General features: G+C 36.4%; 18 protein-coding genes. 6 read left to right on the top strand and 12 right to left on the bottom strand.

Annotated features, from left to right (window positions below; translation table 11 throughout):
• Positions 1-49 precede the first annotated feature (49 nt).
• Positions 50-1,042 carry a DUF4837 family protein gene (locus tag CGC48_RS04660; RefSeq protein WP_098028646.1) on the bottom strand — a complete coding sequence of 331 codons (993 nt, stop codon included), beginning with the start codon at positions 1,040-1,042 and terminating at the stop codon, positions 50-52.
• Positions 1,043-1,220: 178 nt separating this feature from the next.
• Between CGC48_RS04660 and CGC48_RS04655 the strand changes: the two genes are divergently transcribed.
• The 6 genes from CGC48_RS04655 (at position 1,221) to CGC48_RS04630 (ending at position 6,243) form a co-directional block, all read left to right on the top strand.
• A complete protein-coding gene (locus CGC48_RS04655; RefSeq protein ID WP_098028645.1) occupies positions 1,221-1,991 on the top strand; it encodes an alpha/beta fold hydrolase in 771 nt (256 codons plus the stop codon).
• Positions 1,992-2,007: 16 nt separating this feature from the next.
• Positions 2,008-2,361, top strand: a complete 354-nt coding sequence (locus tag CGC48_RS04650; protein WP_098028644.1) for a phage holin family protein — start codon at positions 2,008-2,010, stop codon at positions 2,359-2,361.
• Between the two features lie 40 nt (positions 2,362-2,401).
• On the top strand, positions 2,402-3,025 hold the full coding sequence (locus tag CGC48_RS04645) for a PASTA domain-containing protein (RefSeq protein ID WP_098028643.1): 624 nt from the start codon (positions 2,402-2,404) through the stop codon (positions 3,023-3,025).
• Between the two features lies 1 nt (position 3,026).
• Positions 3,027-4,052: an RluA family pseudouridine synthase gene (locus CGC48_RS04640; protein WP_098028642.1), complete on the top strand. Its 1,026-nt coding sequence runs from the start codon at positions 3,027-3,029 to the stop codon at positions 4,050-4,052.
• A gap of 68 nt (positions 4,053-4,120) precedes the next feature.
• Complete coding sequence (locus tag CGC48_RS04635) at positions 4,121-4,909, top strand: superoxide dismutase (protein ID WP_098028641.1); 789 nt, start codon at positions 4,121-4,123, stop codon at positions 4,907-4,909.
• 146 nt (positions 4,910-5,055) lie between these two features.
• Complete coding sequence (locus CGC48_RS04630) at positions 5,056-6,243, top strand: AI-2E family transporter (RefSeq protein ID WP_098028640.1); 1,188 nt, start codon at positions 5,056-5,058, stop codon at positions 6,241-6,243.
• A 338-nt stretch (positions 6,244-6,581) separates the two neighbouring features.
• Here the strand turns inward: CGC48_RS04630 and CGC48_RS04625 are convergent, their stop codons facing one another.
• From CGC48_RS04625 to CGC48_RS04575, 11 genes are all read right to left on the bottom strand, one after another.
• Positions 6,582-7,577: a DNA adenine methylase gene (locus CGC48_RS04625; RefSeq protein WP_018280189.1), complete on the bottom strand. Its 996-nt coding sequence runs from the start codon at positions 7,575-7,577 to the stop codon at positions 6,582-6,584.
• A 2-nt stretch (positions 7,578-7,579) separates the two neighbouring features.
• Entirely contained in the window at positions 7,580-8,245 is a 666-nt protein-coding gene (locus CGC48_RS04620) for a restriction endonuclease (RefSeq protein ID WP_098028639.1), read from the bottom strand.
• 19 nt (positions 8,246-8,264) lie between these two features.
• A complete protein-coding gene (locus CGC48_RS04615) occupies positions 8,265-9,098 on the bottom strand; it encodes a 1,4-dihydroxy-2-naphthoyl-CoA synthase (RefSeq protein WP_042344173.1) in 834 nt (277 codons plus the stop codon).
• A 77-nt stretch (positions 9,099-9,175) separates the two neighbouring features.
• Positions 9,176-9,829, bottom strand: a complete 654-nt coding sequence (gene fsa / locus CGC48_RS04610) for a fructose-6-phosphate aldolase (protein ID WP_098028638.1) — start codon at positions 9,827-9,829, stop codon at positions 9,176-9,178.
• A 391-nt stretch (positions 9,830-10,220) separates the two neighbouring features.
• A complete protein-coding gene (locus CGC48_RS04605; protein ID WP_098029759.1) occupies positions 10,221-11,027 on the bottom strand; it encodes an SDR family oxidoreductase in 807 nt (268 codons plus the stop codon).
• Between the two features lie 54 nt (positions 11,028-11,081).
• Positions 11,082-13,361 (bottom strand): beta-glucosidase BglX, encoded by a 2,280-nt coding sequence (gene bglX / locus CGC48_RS04600; protein ID WP_098028637.1) that lies wholly within the window; start codon positions 13,359-13,361, stop codon positions 11,082-11,084.
• 48 nt (positions 13,362-13,409) lie between these two features.
• Positions 13,410-14,795: a glucoamylase family protein gene (locus tag CGC48_RS04595; protein ID WP_098028636.1), complete on the bottom strand. Its 1,386-nt coding sequence runs from the start codon at positions 14,793-14,795 to the stop codon at positions 13,410-13,412.
• A gap of 4 nt (positions 14,796-14,799) precedes the next feature.
• On the bottom strand, positions 14,800-15,579 hold the full coding sequence (locus CGC48_RS04590) for a carboxylesterase family protein (RefSeq protein ID WP_098028635.1): 780 nt from the start codon (positions 15,577-15,579) through the stop codon (positions 14,800-14,802).
• 8 nt (positions 15,580-15,587) lie between these two features.
• Positions 15,588-16,418, bottom strand: coding sequence for a LamG domain-containing protein (locus CGC48_RS04585; RefSeq protein ID WP_232780550.1), 831 nt, complete (start codon positions 16,416-16,418; stop codon positions 15,588-15,590).
• Between the two features lie 19 nt (positions 16,419-16,437).
• Positions 16,438-17,964, bottom strand: coding sequence for a RagB/SusD family nutrient uptake outer membrane protein (locus CGC48_RS04580; protein ID WP_098028634.1), 1,527 nt, complete (start codon positions 17,962-17,964; stop codon positions 16,438-16,440).
• Between the two features lie 10 nt (positions 17,965-17,974).
• Positions 17,975-20,992, bottom strand: coding sequence for a SusC/RagA family TonB-linked outer membrane protein (locus CGC48_RS04575; RefSeq protein WP_098028633.1), 3,018 nt, complete (start codon positions 20,990-20,992; stop codon positions 17,975-17,977).
• Positions 20,993-21,001: the final 9 nt, after the last annotated feature.

Below are 21,001 nucleotides of genomic sequence, written 5' to 3'. Positions count from 1 at the left end.
ATGGGAATCAAGAAATCACGATTCCCATTTTTAATTTAACCACCAATAATTACTTTACAAATGTAATAGATTTTATAATAGATTCTAATTCAAATAAATAATCTCTTTTATCAGTCATAGGAGCCGAAACAAATCCTTCAATAACTACCAAACGATTATTAGGTTGGTCCTCAATAATGTAATTCACGTAAGGTCCGCCTAGTAAGAAGTTCTTAACTTCCCATAATCCTTTACTTTCAATGGCTTTGCGGTCTTTAATCGTAGTGTTATAAATACTTGGAGCAAAGGCAGATTCTGAAATCATATACATTCCTTCTTCTCGCCCAGGTATATAGCGTTTTCCGATAGAATCTCGCATTTTAACAATTGCTTCCGAACGGATATCTCCTTCAGGAATGCTATTAGGAGGCATTTCGTAAATGATAATATTTGCTGTTCCTCCTTTTATTTGTCGTTCTATCCAGAAGAAATTATTTTCTTTTTTTACGATTTTATAAACAGATGGCATCATTAGTTTTAAACCTAATTTTTCTTCAATGTCCCTTTCTTTGTTTAAAGCTTTTTGGAAGCGAAGTTGGTTTTCTCTGATGTCATTTTCTTTAAATTCTCTTACGATTTTTGAAAAATGTTCTTGTATTTCGCAGGTAATATCACGGTTTGCTTTTCCTCGAATGACACCAATTCGCTGCGGTTTAGCGAAAAGATTTTCTTTTATCACCACATTATTAATGGAATCTTTTTCTATAATTAAGATATTTCTGCTGTTTCGAGTGTTGTTTGTAAATATTTCTGGAGGAATTTGATGTAATGAAAAAATAGGTTCCTCTGTTGAAAGACCTTCTACTGGCGAGGCAAAATATTTGCGAATGGTATCTCCCACAGTACCTTTCCATAAGGTATTGTCAATCACTACAGCAAGTGAATTTATTTGTCCGTTGGATTGAGGTAAATAAATCTCTTCGCTATCTTTATTTTTATTTGATGCGTCTTGACAAGAAATTAATAAAAATGTTCCAATGATAAAAAATATTAATTGTTTCATAAGAGGTAGTTAATTTTATAATATTTTCATAGCCAAAATCGTTCCAAAGTCGATTTTTTTAGATAGAATTTATTATAAAAACAACACAAAATATTTTTTTTCAATGTTAATTGCTGATTGTTAATTATTTCCTATCTTTGCAGAGTTTGAAAAATAATATAATTTTGGTAGTTTGTTAATGGAAATATTACATTCACAGATTATTGGTCAGGGTAAACCTCTTTTTATTTTGCACGGATTTTTAGGAATGTCCGATAATTGGAAAACTTTAGGGCTCAAATATGCAGAAAAAGGATTTGAAGTACATTTGATTGACCAACGAAATCACGGTCATAGTTTTCATTCTGAGGAATTTAACTATTCTATTTTGGCGGAAGATTTAAAGCGTTACGCACAATCGAAATCCATCACTGAGTTTGATTTGATAGGACATTCGATGGGAGGAAAAACAGCAATGCTTTTTGCTACTGAAAATCCAAAGATGGTTCGCTCATTGGTGGTAGCTGATATTGCTCCGAAATATTATCCGCCACATCATAGAGAAATTTTGAAAGGATTATTGTCTATTGATTTTGAGAATGTTAAATCTCGTTCGGAGGCTGATAATCAATTAGCTTTGTATGTTAGTGAGGCTTCTGTTCGTCAGTTTCTGTTAAAAAATTTGTATTGGGAAACACGTGAAAAGTTAGGATTACGAATGAATTTGAATGCTTTGATGGAGAATGAATCTGAAATCGGTGTAGAATTGCCAAAAAACAATACTTTTGCAGGAAAAACATTGTTTCTTAAAGGTGAGTTTTCAGAATATGTAATGCCTGAAGATGAGTCACTTATAAAAGCTCATTTTCCAAATGCAAAAATTGAAATGATTTCAAAATCAGGACATTGGCTTCACGCTCAGAACCCAACCGAATTTTTGGCAAGAACTTTGAGTTTTTTTAATTCTTAAATATAAAATATTGATTATGAAGTATATAGTAAGTTTGCTTGTTACAGCTGTTATTGTCTTTCTACTAGGGAATGTACTTCCTATTGCGAAGATTTCAGACTATTTTTCTGCTATTTTGGTGGCTTTTGTATTATCCATTTTAAATGTTTTGGTGAAGCCTGTCTTACAAATTATCTCTATTCCTATCACAATCATTACGTTAGGATTTTTTTTGTTCGTTATCAATGCAATAATTATTTTGTTGGCTGCAGAACTAGTAAATGGTTTTGAGGTAAGCGGATTTTTTGGTGCGTTGCTTTTCAGCTTCTGCTTATCGTTGGTTCAATCGGTTGCTTTCAGATTGATGGAAGATAACAAATCACGCAGATAATGTCTATTTTTGTGCAACTTTCTGCCTAAATTAAATATTTATGTTAAAAAATATTGTAAAAAATCCGAAAATAAAAAACATATTTTTCCATTTGTCCTTAGCTGTTTTGGCTCTTGTGATTTTAGCATTTCTGGTATTGAAATTCTTGAAAGTATGGACAAATCACGGAGAATATGTCGTGGTTCCAGACTTAACAAAGAAAACACTAACTGAAGTAGAATTTATTTTGAAAGAAAATAATTTGCGTTATGAGGTGCTTGACTCAACAAATTATGACCCAAAATTTCCAGCTTTTTCAGTTATTAGCCAAAGTCCAGAACCCACAGAGCACGTTAAGGAAAACAGAAAAATTTACTTAACGATTAATCCTTCGGGGTATCGAAAAGTAAGCGTTCCAAAGATAATTCAAATTACGCGTCGTAGTGCCGAAGCAACTTTAAAATCTGTTGGACTTGATGTGGGCACGATTACCTATGTTGATGATATAGGAAAAGATATGGTTCTTGAGCTTTCGCACAAAGGAAAAAAAATCGAACCAGGAGAACAATTGATGAAAACTTCAAAAATTGATTTGATTTGCGGAAATGGACTGGAAAATATGGGAGTTCCTGACTCAATTCCCAACACAAAAGAGATTGTTATCCCTGTAGAAGATTTGGAATAAGATGCAAGAATTTGATGAAGATTTAGAAAAAGAAGAGGAACTTTACGAGCATTACAGTTTTAAAGCAGGGAAGGGACAAGAACCGCTGCGTGTGGATAAATTTTTGATGAATTTTGTCGAAAATGCTACTCGCAACAAGGTGCAACAGGCTGCAAAACAAGGAAATATATTTGTTAATGGAGTTGCAGTAAAATCGAATCATCGCGTAAAAGCCAACGATGAGGTAAAGGTAATGTTTGCCCACCCACCCCACGAGTATTTACTAACTCCTGAAAACATTCCTATTGATATTGTTTATGAAGATGACCAATTGTTGGTAGTAAACAAACCAGCTGGTATGGTAGTTCACCCTGGTCACGGCAACTATAGCGGAACACTCATTAATGCACTGATATATCATTTTGAAAATCTGCCCAATAATAGCAGTAATCGACCTGGTTTGGTACATCGTATTGACAAGGATACCAGTGGGTTACTTGTTATAGCCAAAACAGAGGAAGCGATGCTTCATTTGGCACAACAATTCTTCAATAAAACGTCTGAACGTGAGTATATTGCTTTAGTTTGGGGAAATGTGGAGCAAGATGAGGGAACGATAGAAGGGCATATAGGGAGGCACTTAAAAGACAGACTTCAAATGGACGTTTTTCCTGAAGGGAATTACGGTAAAGAAGCCATCACACATTACAAAGTTTTGGAACGATTTGGATACGTAACTCTGATTTCGTGTAAGTTAGAAACGGGAAGAACGCATCAAATTCGGGTTCATATGAAGCATATCGGGCATACTCTTTTCAATGATGAACGTTATGGAGGGAATAAAATTCTCAAGGGAACAACCTTTGCGAAGTATAAGCAATTTGTTGAGAATTGTTTTGATGTATTGCCACGTCAAGCCCTCCACGCTAAGACATTAGGTTTTGAACATCCTACTACGGGCGAATTTTTGAGGTTCGATTCAAATCTACCTGACGATATGACGTGCTGCATAGAAAAATGGCGGAATTATACCACATCAAATAGTTAGTAACGTAAAAAAATGTTAAAAACATTTCACATTATATATTTTTAATTACTTTTGAAAAAAATATCATTATGAAACTAAGAAAATTGATTCCTATGACAGCATTGGCTCTTTCAGGTGCTGTATTTTCATCAGGAGAGCTTAATGCTCAGGTAAAAAAGAAAGAAAAATCGTGTACAAAGAAAGAATCGTGTGCCAAGTCGTGTTCTAAATCATCAGAATATGGAAAACCTACTGATGTAAAAGCCAATGAAGGTGCTTTCAAAATCGTTTCTCTGAAATACGACTACAACGCAGTAGATTCTTACATTGATGCACAAACGATGTTCGTTCATTTTTCAAAACACTATGTAGGTTATCTAAACAATCTTAATAAAGCAGTGGAAGGTAAGGCACAAGCTACACAAACTATTGAGCAAGTGTTGAAAGGTTTGGATATGAGTAATTCAGCACTTCGCAACAATGCGGGAGGATATTACAATCATAATTTGTACTTTGATGTAATTTCACCTAAAGGTGGAGGACAACCAACAGGAGCTTTGGCTGAAGCAATCAATCGTGATTTTGGTAGTTTTGATAATTTTAAAAAGCAATTTTCAGAAGCTGGAGCAAAACGATTTGGTTCTGGTTGGGCTTGGTTAGTTGTAAAAGATGGTAAGTTACAAGTAGGAAGCACTGCTAATCAGGATAATCCGTTGATGCCAGGTTTGGAAATTTCAGGTCAGCCTATCTTAGGAATGGATGTTTGGGAACACGCTTACTACTTAAAATATCAAAATAAGAGAGGGGATTATGTGTCTAATTTCTTTAATGTAATTGATTGGAACAGAGTAGCAGAACTTTATAAAGCAGCTATGTAAAATAGTTTTCTTGGGTAGTAAGTTACAAGAAAATTCTGTTTTAAGGTTATTGGAGCAATTTAAATTTTTGGATTGAGAAAGTTTAGATTGCTCCATTTTTTAGATTATAAAAGTTAATAGAGATTTTAAAAATCACAGAACAAGTTATGAAAAACACTATTACATTTCCTTTTTATGCTCGTTTGGCATTTACATTACTTGGAATCGTACTTATTTTCTTTATCTTTTATTTGGGTAGAGATATTATCGTTCCTTTGGTTATGGCGTTGCTTTTTGCTATACTGCTACGTCCCATAAATCGATTTTTCAATAAAAAATGTCGATTTCCGAACACCATTTCTTCATTATTGACTATTTTCCTTTTTGTGGTGTTGATATTGGGGATAGCAACATTTATTTCTGTAGAAATTGGAGGCATTGCCAGTGATACTGAAACTATAGTTAAGAATATTGAAACGCATTGGGCTCGTTTGCAGAGGTTTGTGACTGATTTTTTTGGAATTAGTAAAGTAGACCAATCGCAACATATTGATATGGTTCGGGAAGAAACTAAGTCAGCTCTGACAAGTTCGGCAGCGATGCTTGTCACTTCTTTTTCAGATGTTTTATTTAGTATGGCGATGATTCCTATTTATGCGTTTTTGTTTTTACTCTACCAAAATCATTTGATTACGTTTCTTTCTAAACTGATAGGTGAAGGCGACCAACAACGTCTGAAAAACATACTTTTCAACATCAAAACAGCAGTTCAGAGTTATTTGATAGGGATATGTTTGCAAGTGTTAAGTATTGCTGCTTTAACGGCGATTGGGCTTTCCATTGTTGGGGTACAAAATGCAATCCTTCTGGGGGTAATTACAGGTATTTTGGGGCTTATCCCATATCTGGGTAATTTGCTGGCTTGTGCAATCACCATTTTGGCAACACTTTCTGGCTCACCTGATTTGAGTTTAATATTTGGAGTAGTTATCGTTTCGGTGGTAGTTCAGATTATTGATAATAATATTTTGGTGCCTTTAGTGGTGAGTTCAAAGGTTGAAATCAATGCTTTTGCTTCCATTATTGGAATTTTAGTGGGAGGAAGCCTCGCAGGAATAGGGGGTATGTTTTTAGCAATTCCTATTATTGCTATTCTTAAAGTTATTTTTGATAATGTTCCCTCACTTAATCCTTGGGGATATTTGCTGGGTGATGATTTGCCTAAAATTCCTCAGTGGTATAAGAAAGTGAAGCATTTGAAAACCATTGCAGAAGAAAAGAAAGCCAATAAGATAGAAAATCTTACTCAAGAAAAACCTACTTCAGAGAGAGTTCCTCCATCTGAAGAAAAATAAAAAGGTTGGGTTTAAGAAATACATATTACAACTGAAAATAAACATAAAAGACGAGTTAAGTAACTCGTCTTTTATGTTTTTATGGTTGGTACTATTTTATTTTTTTGTATATCTACTCTATTTTTTCGATTAGCAAGGTGTAGAAATAATATATCGAGCTTCATAAATGAGTTGTCAAGTGTCAGAAATTATAAATCAAGTTGCAGAAATGACTTAGCAAGGTTGATAATCCATTTCTGTTGGTTGCTGATTGGTTTTTTGAGGTTGTTGGTTCATTTCTGTTGATTGCTGGTTAGTTTCTAATTGTAATAGTTTGTTTTCTGATTATGATTACAAATTTATTTTTCTAAAATATGTAAGTACTCGGTGGTTTTATCGGATTTATGGTTTCTATTTTCTTCTTTATCAGCTCTAAATCTTTGGTAATCGGTAGAAAATAAATCATATCTTCCATATTTTTTCATAATCTCTCTAACAACATCAGGAGGCATTAACCCTTCATTATTATAACTCAGGAAAATATATTTAAAATGGGCATTTTTTATCAAGTTCTCGAAAGCTTGTACCACTTCATTCTTTTTACAAAAACTTGATTTTTGATAATCTCTAAGTCCCGTTTTACCTTTTGGCTGAAAACAATCATATTTTGCAATTGTATTCAACAAATGATAATTAGCCCCATATTCCCGAGTATTATAAGGAGGGTCAAGGTACAAAATGTCTCCCTCAATTTCTTTTATGAGAATATTTGCATTTTTATTAAATACAAGATGTTCATTTTCATTTTCTATAAAAATCGCAGGTTCAATATGTAAATCTTTTTGTGCCGATTTTTTGATGTGTTTTAGAAATGCACCATAGACAGAAGCCGTATTCGCTACCTTATCAGCACTTTCCAAAAGAGAGGCTAAAAGGAAAAAATACAATTCATTAGAAATTTCATTATTATTTTTCCAACTTTCTATTTTTTGTCGGATTGCGTCTATTCTTTTTCCGTTTTCAGATTTGAAATATTGTCGATTTGCTCTTCCGTTTTCAGAATATTCTTCAAAAATAAAACCTTCTATTCCCTTTAAATAATTCAATTCAAAGATGTGAGATAAAAAATCTAATGGCTTATGATTTTCAATATAATTTTTATTTAAAACATAACTATAATATTCTATATCGTTGCTAATAACTTGTTTTACTTCTTTTTTGAAAACTCGCCCCACAATACCAGTTCCAGCGAACAAGTCACAAAAAACCTTATTGGATAAATCTTTTCCAACAACTGAATACACTCCTTGTTTGATAAATTCCGAAAGTTTGTATTTTGAGCCTATGTAATTCATTGCTATTCTCCCAATAATTTTTTTGCAATATATTCAGATGCTTCTCTACTAATTTTCTTGATGCTTTCTTTTCTGTACTCTACTGGGTCATATTGGTAACAACCTATACAACCTAGCTCTTCGGTATAGTTTTCATCTCCATCATAAAACTCATAGGGATTACCCTTGATATTTTTGGCACTCCAGCGCTTATTAGTTTCTTTACATCTTTTGCAAATTTGTCTTTTTGCATCATTTGCAGCTTTACTAAGCGGTTGAAAGTCTTCAATCTTCTGAGTTTTTATGTCTGAAACTCTCTCATTATTTTTGCGCCCATCTTTATGATCAATCTCAATTTTTGTATTTTCAGAATTTCCATTAATACCAAGCATCACACAATTTTGATTTTTATAAAAATCTTTTATGTCTTGCCGAATATTTTGATTAAAAGAGGTATTCGGATTAAAACCATTTAATCTTATCGCGTCAATAGAATTACCTTGAGTTTGGTCTTTATTAAATTCTACAATATATTTTCTGGCTAAACTAGAACTCGCTCTACACCAACTCCCACCATTACCCAATTGTAGAGCTTTATATTCATTTACAAATTCAGTAACGTAAACCCAACGACTTTTCCCGTTATCATCAGGTTTTGCAAGTTGTACAAAAAGTTGATGTTTAGTCATATATTCTATTATTTTAATCTTAACTAATCCACTGATTTTCCCCGAAGTCAGGTTTTCGTTTTTCTAAAAAGGCGTTGCGTCCTTCTTTGGCTTCGTCGGTCATATAGGCAAGACGAGTGGCTTCGCCGGCGAAAACTTGTTGCCCTACCATTCCGTCGTCGGTGAGGTTCATCGCGAATTTCAGCATACGGATAGAAGTTGGCGACTTAGCAAGGATTTCCTGAGCCCATTCATACGCTTCCTCTTCCAAACGAGCGTGAGGTACTACTTTATTGACCATTCCCATTTCAAAAGCCTCTTGTGCGGAGTAATTTCTCCCTAAAAAGAAAATCTCACGAGCTTTTTTCTGTCCTACCATTTTTGCCAAATATGCCGAGCCATAGCCTCCGTCAAAGCTGGTGACATCGGCATCGGTTTGTTTGAAAATGGCGTGTTCTTTACTGGCTAAGGTAAGGTCGCACACTACGTGAAGCGAGTGTCCGCCACCTACTGCCCATCCGTTTACCGCCGCGATGACCACTTTGGGCATAAATCGGATAAGTCGTTGTACTTCTAATATGTTGAGTCGGTGTCTGCCGTCTTCGCCCACATAACCTTGATGCCCACGAGCCTTTTGGTCGCCACCGCTACAAAATGCGTGTCCGCCATCTTTGGGGCTGGGACCTTCCCCAGTGAGGATTACCACGCCTACACTTGCATCTTCGTACACGTGATAGAAAGCGTCGTAAAGCTCAGAAGTGGTTTTCGGGCGGAAAGCGTTACGCACTTCTGGTCGGTTAAAAGCGATTCGTGCTACGCCGTTACATTTTTTGTAGGTAATATCTTCGTATTCTTTTACAGTTTGCCAATTCATATGTTATAATTAATAATTTACAATTAATTTAATGAACAATTTTATATAGTATAACTCTTAAAATCGTTCATTGTTAGTTAATTTCCTTTTTTATAATCTGCTAAAAATTGAGCTAAGCCACTGTCGGTCAAAGGATGTTTGAGTAAGCCTAAGATAGCTGATAGAGGAGCTGTAATCACATCCGCACCTATTTTGGCACATTGCATAATATGCATTGTATGGCGAACAGAAGCAGCTAAAATTTCAGTTTCAAAACTATAATTATCATAAATTAGTCGGATATCCTCGATAAGGGTTAGCCCATCGGTTGAAATATCGTCTAATCTTCCGATGAAAGGAGAAACATATGTAGCTCCAGCCTTGGCAGCCAATAGTGCCTGACCTGCAGAAAACACTAGTGTACAATTGGTTCGTATGCCTTTGTCCGAGAAATACTTAATGGCTTTAATTCCATCTTTTATCATCGGAACTTTCACTACAATTTGTTCGTGTAATGAGGCTAACATCTCACCTTCTTTTACAATGCCGTCAAAGTCTGTAGCGATTACTTCGGCAGAAACATCTCCGTCCACAATGTTGCAAATATCTACATAGTGTTTTAAGATGTTATTCGTACCAGTAATTCCCTCTTTTGCCATAAGTGATGGATTGGTAGTTACTCCGTCCAGAACTCCTAAATCTTGTGCTTCACGGATTTGGTTTAGGTTAGCTGTGTCAATAAAAAATTTCATAATAAAATACTAATTAAGTGATACATAACTAAGTGCATCGGTAAGTGGAAACAATACAGCTTTTTGGAATATAAAAACTTCACTTAGCCAATGCATTGAATTTTACAAATATTCAAATTATTTAAAAATTCTATTCAAATGATGAATAGTTCTGCAAATATATTTCTTTTACCGAGAAAAAAGAAAATCATTTCTAAAATATTCATTTGGTTTGTACCTAAAGTTAATGTAGGACGATTTTAAAAAGGAATTACTTTACTTGGCTGATTATCTTGTTGATATTGGAGTGGAAACATAAGAAAAGTCAATAAATTCATACCATTTAAAATGAATTATTGACTTTTCAGATACTTGTTATTAATGTTTTTTACTAAAAACCTTCAGAAATAATCTACAATTTGTAGTGATTCATCAACATTTTTTCATATACTTTGCTTGGTAATATTCGCTTCAGAACGATTGAGAATTTCTGTAGAAAACTTCCCTGTTTGTAATGTACGCTGGGTTTTGGGGTATTGATGATTTGAAAGATTTTCTCCGCCATTTCAGTAGGATTACCTCCCGAATCTACGTGTTGATTCATCAAATCCAATGACTTTTGATAGTTTTCCGCATACGCTGAATTTTCTTTTACAGGAGCGTGATATCTGCGTGAAGCAATATCGGTGGCATAGTCGCCTGGAGCAATGGTAGTTACCTCAATTCCGAAGTTTTTCACTTCCATTCGCAAGGCTTCTGACATTAGCATTAAAGCACCCTTACTTGCGGAGTATGCACCTCGAAAAGGCAATCCCATATATCCCGCAATGGACGTAATATTGATGATAAGTCCGCCTTTTTGTTCCCGCATTGATGGCAGGACGGATTGCATCAGTGCAATGGCTCCATAAAAATTGGTGGCAAAAACATTCTGAAGCTCCTCCATAGGGATTTCTTCCACAGCCCCCGTAATGCCCACACCAGCGTTGTTAATAAGAATATCTATCTTTCCAGTTTCTGCAAGAATGGCTTTCACAGTTTGTGAGATGCTTTCTTGGCTACGTACATCCATTGGTAGCAATTTGAAAGGCAGATTTTTGCCTTCGACATTTCGGGCTGTGCCATAAACTACAAAACCCTTTTGAGTAAGTAACAAAGCGGTTTCCTTCCCAATCCCTGAAGTAGCTCCCGTAATTAGGACAATTTTTGAACGATTCATCAAAATTTCTTTTTGCGACAAAGATATGAATATTAAGGGGAGAATGAAAAGTTTTTACTTTAGTTCAAATTCCAATTCATTAGCATTGTCAGCTGAATGTTGAGCTACCCACAGTTTGAATTTCCCTCTTTCGGCTTTTCTTGTCATATCAATCCCGTAGAATTCCAAGTCTTTTTCAGTAAGGCTAAATTGAATCTGTTTGGATTCTCTTGCTTTTAGAGCTGTTTTCTGAAAGCCTTTCAGTTCCTTAACAGGTCGTGTTACGCTTCCCACCAAATCTCGGATATACAATTGAGTAACCAGCTCTCCGTCAGTGTTTCCTGTATTGCTGATTTTAGCTGTTATTGTAATTTTTCCGCCACGTTCCATAACTGTTTTATCTAATTTTACATCTGAAATAGAGAAAGTTGTGTAACTAAGTCCATAACCGAATGGATACAGAGCGGTAATAGGTGAGTCCTCGTATTTAGAGCGGTAATCTCCCTGAGGATTGTCAAAGTTTACAGGTCGTCCTGTGTTTTTTTGGTTGTAATAGACAGGGATTTGCCCTATGTTTCGAGGGAAAGACATTACCAGTCGCCCTGATGGATTGTAGTCTCCCGCGATAACATCTGCAATTCCGTATCCGCCTTGCGTTCCTGGGAACCAAGCTTGTAAAATAGCATCAATATTTTCGCTTTCCCAGCTCAAATCGAGTGGGCGACCGCTAAAAATAACCAAAGCTATGGGTTTTCCAACTTGTTTCAGAACCTTTAGTAATTCCCTTTGTGCGGTGTGTAATCGTATGTCAGTCAGCGAAGCAGCTTCTCCCGACCAATTGAAATCTTCACCTAAAGCCACTAAAATTAAGTCTGAATTTTTAGCAATATTTACTGCTTCATTCACACTTTTTGAGGTGGCTTCGGTAAGTGTACAGCCTTGTGCATAAGAAAATTGCACGGAACTATTGCGAAACACCTCCTGAAGACCTTTAAAAAGAGATACGGATTGATTTCTGTCGCCTCTACCTTGCCATTCTCCATTGAGATTGATAGAATCTTTCATCATAGCACCAATGAGAGCTACTTTTTTAGGAGAATCTTTTCTGATAGGAAGCAAATTATTGTCATTTTTTAGTAGTACTGCCGACTCAGCTACTGCTTTCCGAGCAGTTTGCATAAATTCAGGTTTTTGGATAGTATTTTTAGCTCGATTTTCATCTAAATATCGGTATGGGTCTTCAAACAATCCGAGCAAAAATTTCATCTCCAGAATTCTTCGAGTGGCGTCATCAATGGTTTTTTCAGAAACTTTTCCTTCTTCTACTAATTGTTTGAGATATTTTATGTAAGTAGAGCCCGTCATATCCATTTCAGTACCTGCATTGACTGCTAACTGGGCAGCGTGTTTGTCATTTTCAGCAACTCCGTGTGGTACAAGTTCATTAATTCCTGTGTAATCAGAGACTACAAAACCTTTGAAATTCCATTCTCCACGTAGTATGTTGCTCATCAACCATTTATTGGCAGTTGCTGGTATCCCATTTACATCATTGAATGAAGCCATATAGGTTGCTACATTAGCTTCTTTAGCCGCTTCATAAGGGGGGAAATAGATATTGCGTAGCGTATGCTCGGAGAGTTCAGCAGTGTTATAATCCCTCCCTGATTCGGCTGCACCATAAGCTGCAAAATGCTTTGCACACGCTAGTACAGTGTTGGTCTCCTTGAGTGAACGCCAGTCAGTTCCGCCTTGGAAACCTTCAACACGAGCTTTGGCAATAGCACTTCCTAAGAAAGGGTCCTCACCAGCACCTTCCATTACACGTCCCCAGCGAGGATCGCGACTAATGTCTACCATTGGAGCAAACGTCCAGTGCAAACCATCGGCGGCAGCTTCTTCTGCGGCGATTTGAGCTGTTCTTTTCATTAATTCCAGATTCCAAGAACAGGCTTCTCCCATTGGCATAGGGAAGATAGTTTTGTATCCGTGAATGACGTCATAAGCAAATAAGATAGGAATGCCCAAACGTGTTTTTTCAACAGCAATTTCTTGCATTTTCCGAATTCCCTCAACTGTGACAGCATTGAAAATACTTCCGACTAATCCTTTTTCTAAATAAGGTTGAAAATCATCGGGCATCACAGGACCAGTAACCGACCAGTTAGCCGAAAATTGAGACATTTGTCCAATTTTTTCTTCCAAAGTCATCAAATTTAGAACTGAATCAACTTTACGTTCAATGTTTTTGTCTCCACTGAAACTATTCCAATTTGAGCTCGATGATGGTGTTCTGCCACATTTAAATAAACTTAAAGCTAAAGCGATAATACTTATGAATTTCAATTTTGCCATAATTACATTGTATTTTTTAAAAAGAAAACAAGAGCAAAGGTATGAAAATTATATTGAGGAAACTCTGAAACCTAGTTTCTTTAATCCTTCTTGTACTTCAGGGCAACTCATAAATAACTTCCATAAAAGTCCTGTACGATAATTTTCAATCATTGGAGCAATTGTTAGTTGGTCAATAGCCAGATAACGTTGCGGATACCAGTTGTGTTGTTCACTAAAAGCATCATAGAAGCCATATTTGCCCCATATTTTATCTCCTAAACCAAAATAGAAATGTTTTAAAGCCGACACAGATTCGTTGGGAGTATACGGAAAGCTTGATAGGGCTGCTGTTGGTGTGATTACTGCTCTATCATTAATCATTGGGGTGTGACCAGCGTATCCGTCAATAGAGTAACTTGCTGTAAGCCCCCAGCAATTTTTTCCATAACCTTTGTAGTCTTTAGGATTTTCTACACAATAATTGTAATTAATCAGTGAATGATTTTTATTTAATTCCCAATAACTTGCATAGTCGTCGGTTAGCCCTTTGGGATTCAATCCAATATAGGAATAGTGAGCCCAGAAAAGAGGTCCTCCGTAGTTTTCTGCTCCATTGTGTTTAAGGATTAGAGGAAGATTGTAGGTAGTTTTATCCGTTTTGATGCTTCCTCCTCGTGCCCAGCCATTATGGTAAGCTGAAGCAGGAATAGAATGAGTGGGAGATGAAGCTGCTAATATATAAGTTATTAAACATTCGTTGTACCCTTCAAGAGGGAAATTCATTTGCCATTCATATTGTGGACTCCAATGCCAGTACAAAACATCTTTTCCGTTTAAATACCACGTCCAGTTCATTTCTCTCCAGAGCTTATCAATTCGGTGAGCTAACTGTTTTTCGGATTCATTACTACCATCTTTAAAATATTGTCTTACGCAAAGTAAACCTTGTATCAGAAAAGCACTTTCTACTAAATCGCCACCATTATCTTTCGTGCCAAAAGGTTTGGTTTTTCCAGTTCTTCCATCAATCCAATGAGACCAAATGCCGTGAAATCTATCAGCCTTTTCTAAAAAAGAAACAATTTTTGTAAGGCGTTTTAACCCATCTTCACGAGTGATAAATCCTCGTTCCATTCCTACCACAAGTCCTGCAATGCCAAATCCGCTACCTCCTGTGGTAATGATGTGTTGGTCACTCATAGGATAGTTGCCATCAATATGGATACGTTCACAAGCCAATCCCGAATTTTCTTCCGCTCCTTCCCACATATAGTTAAAATGAGCTTTTTGTATGAAATCAAGAAAGGCTTCGTCAGAGGCAAACTCCATCGGTCGGTTTTTTTCACTTTGAGAGGAATTGATTGTTTTGGAAGTACTATTTTTTTTATCGTTACAACCCACAATTCCCAAAAGGAAACACCCGCCAATTAACATATATTTTTTGAAATTCATATGCTTATTTTTTTATTTGATATAGCCAAGGTAAGAAATCAGGCATATTGAAAGCAGGAAGCCAACTATTGTGTCCAACACCATAAAACTCAATGTATTCTACATCATTGCCACTTTCTTTTAGAGCTTTGTAAGCTTCGCGAGAAAATTCAATCGAAACCACAGAGTCTATATCTCCGTGATAAATCCGAAATTTCGTTTTCCCTCTAAATTCCTTAAGCCACGATGTGTTTACACCGCCGCAGATGGGAATTGCAGCAGCAAAACGATTGGGAAAACGACACACAAAATCAAATGTACCCATACCTCCCATAGAAAGCCCCATAATATAAATACGATTTTCATCTATCGGGTTGTTTTTTATGAAATTTGTGAGTAATTCATCTACCAATTTCAATTGAGTTGATATGGGAGCATTTTTTTCGAAAGGGTTTTTATCCATAAATCCTTCAGCAGGTCGTTTGTCAATAGGCCAATAAAAATCAGGAGGGCATTGAGGAAACAACACAAACGAAGGGAACTTTTCCCGATTCGAAGGATTGGAGAAGAGTGTTCCTCCATTGCGAAGTTGACTTTCATTGTCCGTTCCTCGCTCTCCCGCTCCGTGCAAAAACAACACTAATGGATATTTTTTCCCTTTTTCTACTTTGTCAGGTGTTAATAGCCTATATCTCAAAGAATCTTTTGTTTTGCTGACAAAAATCTCTTTGGAAAAGCTATCATTTTGTGCGAAGAATGATTTTGAAGTAAACATTAAAAGTAAGATTGATATATAGAATTTCATAAAAACAATTATTTTTTGTTAGCCAACTCTTTAATTTCGCTATCAGAAATAGCTTTATTATAGAAATGAAATTCATCTAATAAACCTAAGTAATTTCTTGCCCAGCTTTGTGATTCGGTGGCAGAGGTTAAACTGGGGTTAGTTTGAAATTGTAAGGTGCCGATAACTAATTGCCCCATATCGTCGAACACGATTTCTCCAAAGTTTGAAAAATCCTGATTAATAACCATTTCTCCGTTTTTGAAAATATCAAGAGATTCTTTTTTAGCGTCATAACGAAAGGCTAAATGTACCCAATCACCTACAGCACCAGCTATTTTTGCATTTCCAACCCATTTCTCTACAGCTCCATTGTAAAGATGCATTTTAAAAAAAGCCTCATCTTCCTTCGATTTCTCCATAAAGATATCTAAGTTCCCCCAGAATTTTTTTGTGTTTGAAATGGAAAAAATTCCAGTAGCAGCTTCAGGTTGATTGGTTTTCATCCAAAAAGCGACCGTAAAGTTTCTCAGATTAGCAATTGTGTCGCGTACACTTATATCTCCAGGATATGCAGCAGGATTGGGAGTTATAAGGATATAGGCATCGTCAGCTCCCTGAAAAGCTTTCCCTTTTTTTCCATCGGTAAAAGTTCCTTTACCCATTACTTGCGTTTGTATTTTGTAATTACTTCCATCTTTTGCTTCATTCTCAAAGGAAAGAGCTAATTTTTGAGAGCTATAAGCAGGAGGAGGTGGTTGTTGTGGATAATTGAATTCAGGGTTTTGCTCTAAATCCTGAAAGCAGGATTGCATAGTTAAGGCAACCATAAAAACAATGAGATATGTAAACGTTTTCATTTCTTTTTATTTTTGTAGATTAGTAATTAGGATTCTGAATTAGAACGCCGTTGGAACGGTCAACTTCTTTCTGAGGCAGAGGCAGATACTCGTGTTTAGGTTGATAGTTCGTTTTTCCAGCAGCGTGAAGTACTTCCTGAGCAATGCCCCAGCGTACCAAGTCATAAAATCTGTCAAATTCCATACCGAGTTCCACACGACGCTCGTGCCGAATGGCATTACGTAATTCCACTTGATTGGTGGTTGTTATCTCAGGTAGTATAGAATTATTTCCAGCTCTTGCCCTTGCTCTTATTTGTTCCAGATAAATGACAGCTTGTCCTGAATTTCCTAATTCATTTGCAGATTCAGCTGCCATAAGAACCACATCGGCATAACGAATCAGTCGGATATTATACCAAAAACCACTTTTAGTATACTGAGCTCTTAGAGAAGGATTTGTGTAAGCTTTTTTGTTATAATATTTGTTTACTACTGCAGCATTGGCAATGGGCTTTTCATTGTAAGGACTATTTGCAGGTATGTCATTTTGATTCTCTCCTGTTTTGGTGAAGTAGAGCAATGTTTCATTCTTTCGCGGGTCTTCTGCTTCAAAAGCATCTGCTAATAGTTGCGTAGGAGTGTGCCAGCCCCATCCCAAATTCCATTCACCAGCTCCACGAACTCCTTGCACTTGAGCGAATTGACTTCCGACTTCGTTGGAGCCGGGATGTGTAGCGTTAGCAGTACATTGAATTTCAAAAATGGAACCGCTGTTATTTTCTCCTTCTTCCCTGAAAATCTGATTGTAAGCAGTATTTAAATTATAAATTCCTGAATTTATAATATCCGAAGCAGCAGTGTACGTATTTTGCCAATCATTACGCATCAAATACGTTTTAGCGTGAAGAGCACGTGCAGCTCCCCAAGTGAGTCTTCCTATGTATACGGACGCCCAATTTTTAGGTAAAAATTCTTCTGCGATTGTTAAATCAGTGTCAATTAATTTGTAAATGTCAGAAATTTTAGCTTTGGGTTTATTAGCTTCTTCTGCGTTTTTTACGGCAAAATCAATCAGCGGAACTTCACCAAAAGCACGTACCAAGTTAAAATAGGCAAAGGCTCTGAAAAAATGGGCTTCAGCTTTATTGATTTTATCTCCATCGGTGAGAGACGATTGATTAGCATTTTTGATTTTATCAATTACTGTATTTGTTAGGTGTATAACTTCGTAATTTGCTGTATAATAACTTGAAATCATTCCGTTAGTGGCTACATATTCAAAATCGTCAAACATTCTTGCTTGTTCGGCACCATCAGAAGCTGTTGAACCTTTTTCAGCATCTTCTGAACGAAAGCCGTGTATTGCCAAAGGAGGTAATCCTGCTGTAAGGTTGTATCCTCGCAATTTTCCATAAATTGTAAAGATGTCAGCTTCGTACGAACCTGCTTTTTGATCTCCATCAATCCATTCTCCCTGAGGTTCTTGATCTAGCAGATTGGAACATCCAATAGATAGAATTGCTGTTAAAAGCATTGCTGTTATTGATGAAATATATCTTTTCATTTTTTTGTTTTTAGAAAGTTATGTTGATTCCGTAAGTCATAATCATTGGCATTGGATATGTGCTTGTGTCAATGCCAAAAGCCAATGCTGAACCTCCTATTTCGGGGGTGTATCCTGTATTTTTACTCCACGTTTTTAGGTTTTGAATATTCGCAAAAATGCGGAATTTTTTCAGTTTAAAACGTTCCGAATATTTAGTAGGAAGGGTGTATCCTAATTGTATATTTCGGATTCTAAAAAAACTTCCATCTTCGATGAAATAATTTGAATTCATTCGGTTGATGGCTCTGGATGGATCTATGATAGGTTCCCAGTTTGAAGTGCCTTCACCACGCCATCTTCCCATACGTTTGCTCATATAGTTCAAAGTTGCATAGCCAACTTCACCCCAACCTCGGTAGATTTCATTTCCGTAAACTCCCATAAATTCCATACCGAAATCGAAATTTTTGTATTCTGCATTCAAATTAATTCCGTATGTGAAGTCAGGAGTTGGATTTCCAATCATTTCACGGTCTGCAGGAGTGATTTCTCCATCGCTATTGGTGTCAACAAATTTTAAATCCCCAGGAGCTACAGTTTGAAGTTTGTTTACAGGTGAGGTTGCAATATCCTGATAATTTTGATAAACCCCTGCAACTTTGTATCCGAAGAAATGCCCAATAGGGTATCCCTCTAAGGAACGAGCTACATCATAAGACCCTGCATAGATGGCATCATCAGGACCTCTTCCTAAAGAGATTACTTTATTCTCAATAGTTGTAAAGTTTCCTGAAATAGAGTAGCTAAAGTCAGAATTTTCTTTCTTTCTGCTCCAAGTTGCTGAAATTTCCCAACCCTTGTTCTGTACTTCACCCAAGTTTTCCAAAGCGTTATTCGCTCCAGCAATTCCCGATAAAAGTACAATTAAATCTTTGGTGTTTTTGTTGTAGTAAGTAGGTTCTAACGTGAGCTGGTTGTTTAGTAAACGTATTTCTAACCCAACTTCCCAAGCGTGTGTTTTCTCCCATCCTAAATTTTGAACTAAGTATTTTGGAGCATATCCTGTGATGATTCTATCGCCAAAAACAGCACTTCCTGAGTTGATAAGTATCGGATGAGTAGGATAGTTGTAACCTCCTGTGTTTTGACTTCCTAATACACCCCAAGAGCCTTTAACTTTAAGATAATCAACTACTTTTTGGTTTTTCATAAAATTTTCCTGACTAATCACCCAACCAGCTCCTACCGAATAGAAATTATCCCAAGTATTCCCTGATTTTCGGAAAACAGAAGCCCCATCACGGCGGAAAGAAGCATTTAGTAAATAACGATTATCGTAATTGTACAAAGCTCGGAACAAGTACGACATTGTGAAGCGTTTGTATTGAGAAGAACCATTTTCAGAACGAGTTTTATCTATTGATGATATCCACCATTTGTTATCATTGTCAGGAATTGAGAAAATAATATCATTAAAATGCTGACTACGTTCACCTGAAAGAGAAGAGTGTTCGATGTAATTTGTAGTTATTCCCGCAATTGCTGTAAGGTTATGTCCCTTTGATTGCTTCTTGTAAGTTAGAATATAATCGGATTGAGCTGTTGTTGTGGTTGCTTTGGATTGTGAGATAGATTCATAATCCGAAAGACGTTCTTTATCCGAAATATCAGGATTATATACCCAAACAATAGGATTGAAAAATCTATTTTCACCAACTCGATAGTCCATCGATAAAGTTGTTTTGAATGAAAAATCTTTCAGAAAGTCCACCTCTCCATATATATTTCCAGCAACTCTATGATTTACAGCTTTGTTGTGATTTGCTTTGGTTTTGATATCAATTAAAGGGTTCCACACTTGAGCTCGTTGAAAGTCGGGTAATGTATGCAAAAGCCCACTCGAAGTATCATACACAGGAGCAATAGGGGCAGCTCTTAGGGCTCCAGAAACTCCTTTTGCATCAGGCGGAAGGCTTTTAGCTCCATTTATATGAAAACCTACTCGAAGAAAATCTGTGAGATTGTATTCGCTATTCAGATTGAGTGTGATACGTGAAAGTTCTTCATATTTTATAGAGCCTTCTTCCTTCAAATAACCAGCTCCTAAGTAAAATTTATTCCTTTCACTAGAGCCTGAAATGCTGAAATTGTGATTTGAAATCCAAGCTTTTTGAAAGATTTCGTCCTGCCAGTTGGTGTTCGCAGACCAACGAGAAAAATCAAACGGAGCAGCTTTTTGGTTAAGTAACTGTTCAGCATATAATTCCTTGAATTCTGCACCATCTACCATTTGGATATAATCATTAATAGTTTTCAACCCCAGTGAAGAGTTGATATTTACCTCAGTCTGTCCTTTTTTAGCTTTTTTGGTTGTGATGATAATAACACCATTAGCCCCTCGAACCCCAAAAATAGCTAATGAAGAAGGGTCCTTCAGAACTTCCATAGATTCAATATCAGATGGATTAAGATAGTTTATATTATCTGTAAATAATCCATCTACAACATAAAGCGGAGTGTAGCCGTTGATAGAGTTTGTTCCTCGTATGCGAATCTCTGGATCTTGTCCCGCACGTCCTGTATTAACAACTTGTACACCAGCTATTTTTCCTTGTACAGAAGCTAATGGATTGGTAGAGGGTCTGTCTGAGATTTCATCGGCTTTAATACTTACAATTGAACCTGTTAAATCTCGTTTTTGAGCTGTTCCGTACCCAATGACAATCACCTCCTTAAGTTGTTCAACATCTTCAACAAGTAGCACATCAATTTGCGAACGACCATTAATGGCAATTTCTTGTGTTTGCATTCCTATATAACTGAATATCAAAACTCCATTACGAGGAACATTGCTCAGAACGTAGTTTCCTTCAAAGTCAGTTGTTATACCTTTACTGGTACCTTTAACAACGACATTAGCCCCTAGTATGGGCAGATTCGTTTGTTTCTCACGAACAACACCACTTACCGTTATCTGTTCTTGAGCGAAGATAGGTAAGAGGGAGAACCAAAACGAAAGCATCAGAAAAAATGTTTTTGATTCCATAAAGTTATG

Origin of the sequence: Capnocytophaga cynodegmi (genome assembly GCF_002302475.1) — a bacterium.
Classification (GTDB): Bacteria; Bacteroidota; Bacteroidia; order Flavobacteriales; family Flavobacteriaceae; genus Capnocytophaga; species Capnocytophaga cynodegmi.
The sequence above is the reverse complement of the archived record's forward strand: the minus strand, read 5'-3'. Positions and strand labels throughout refer to the sequence as shown.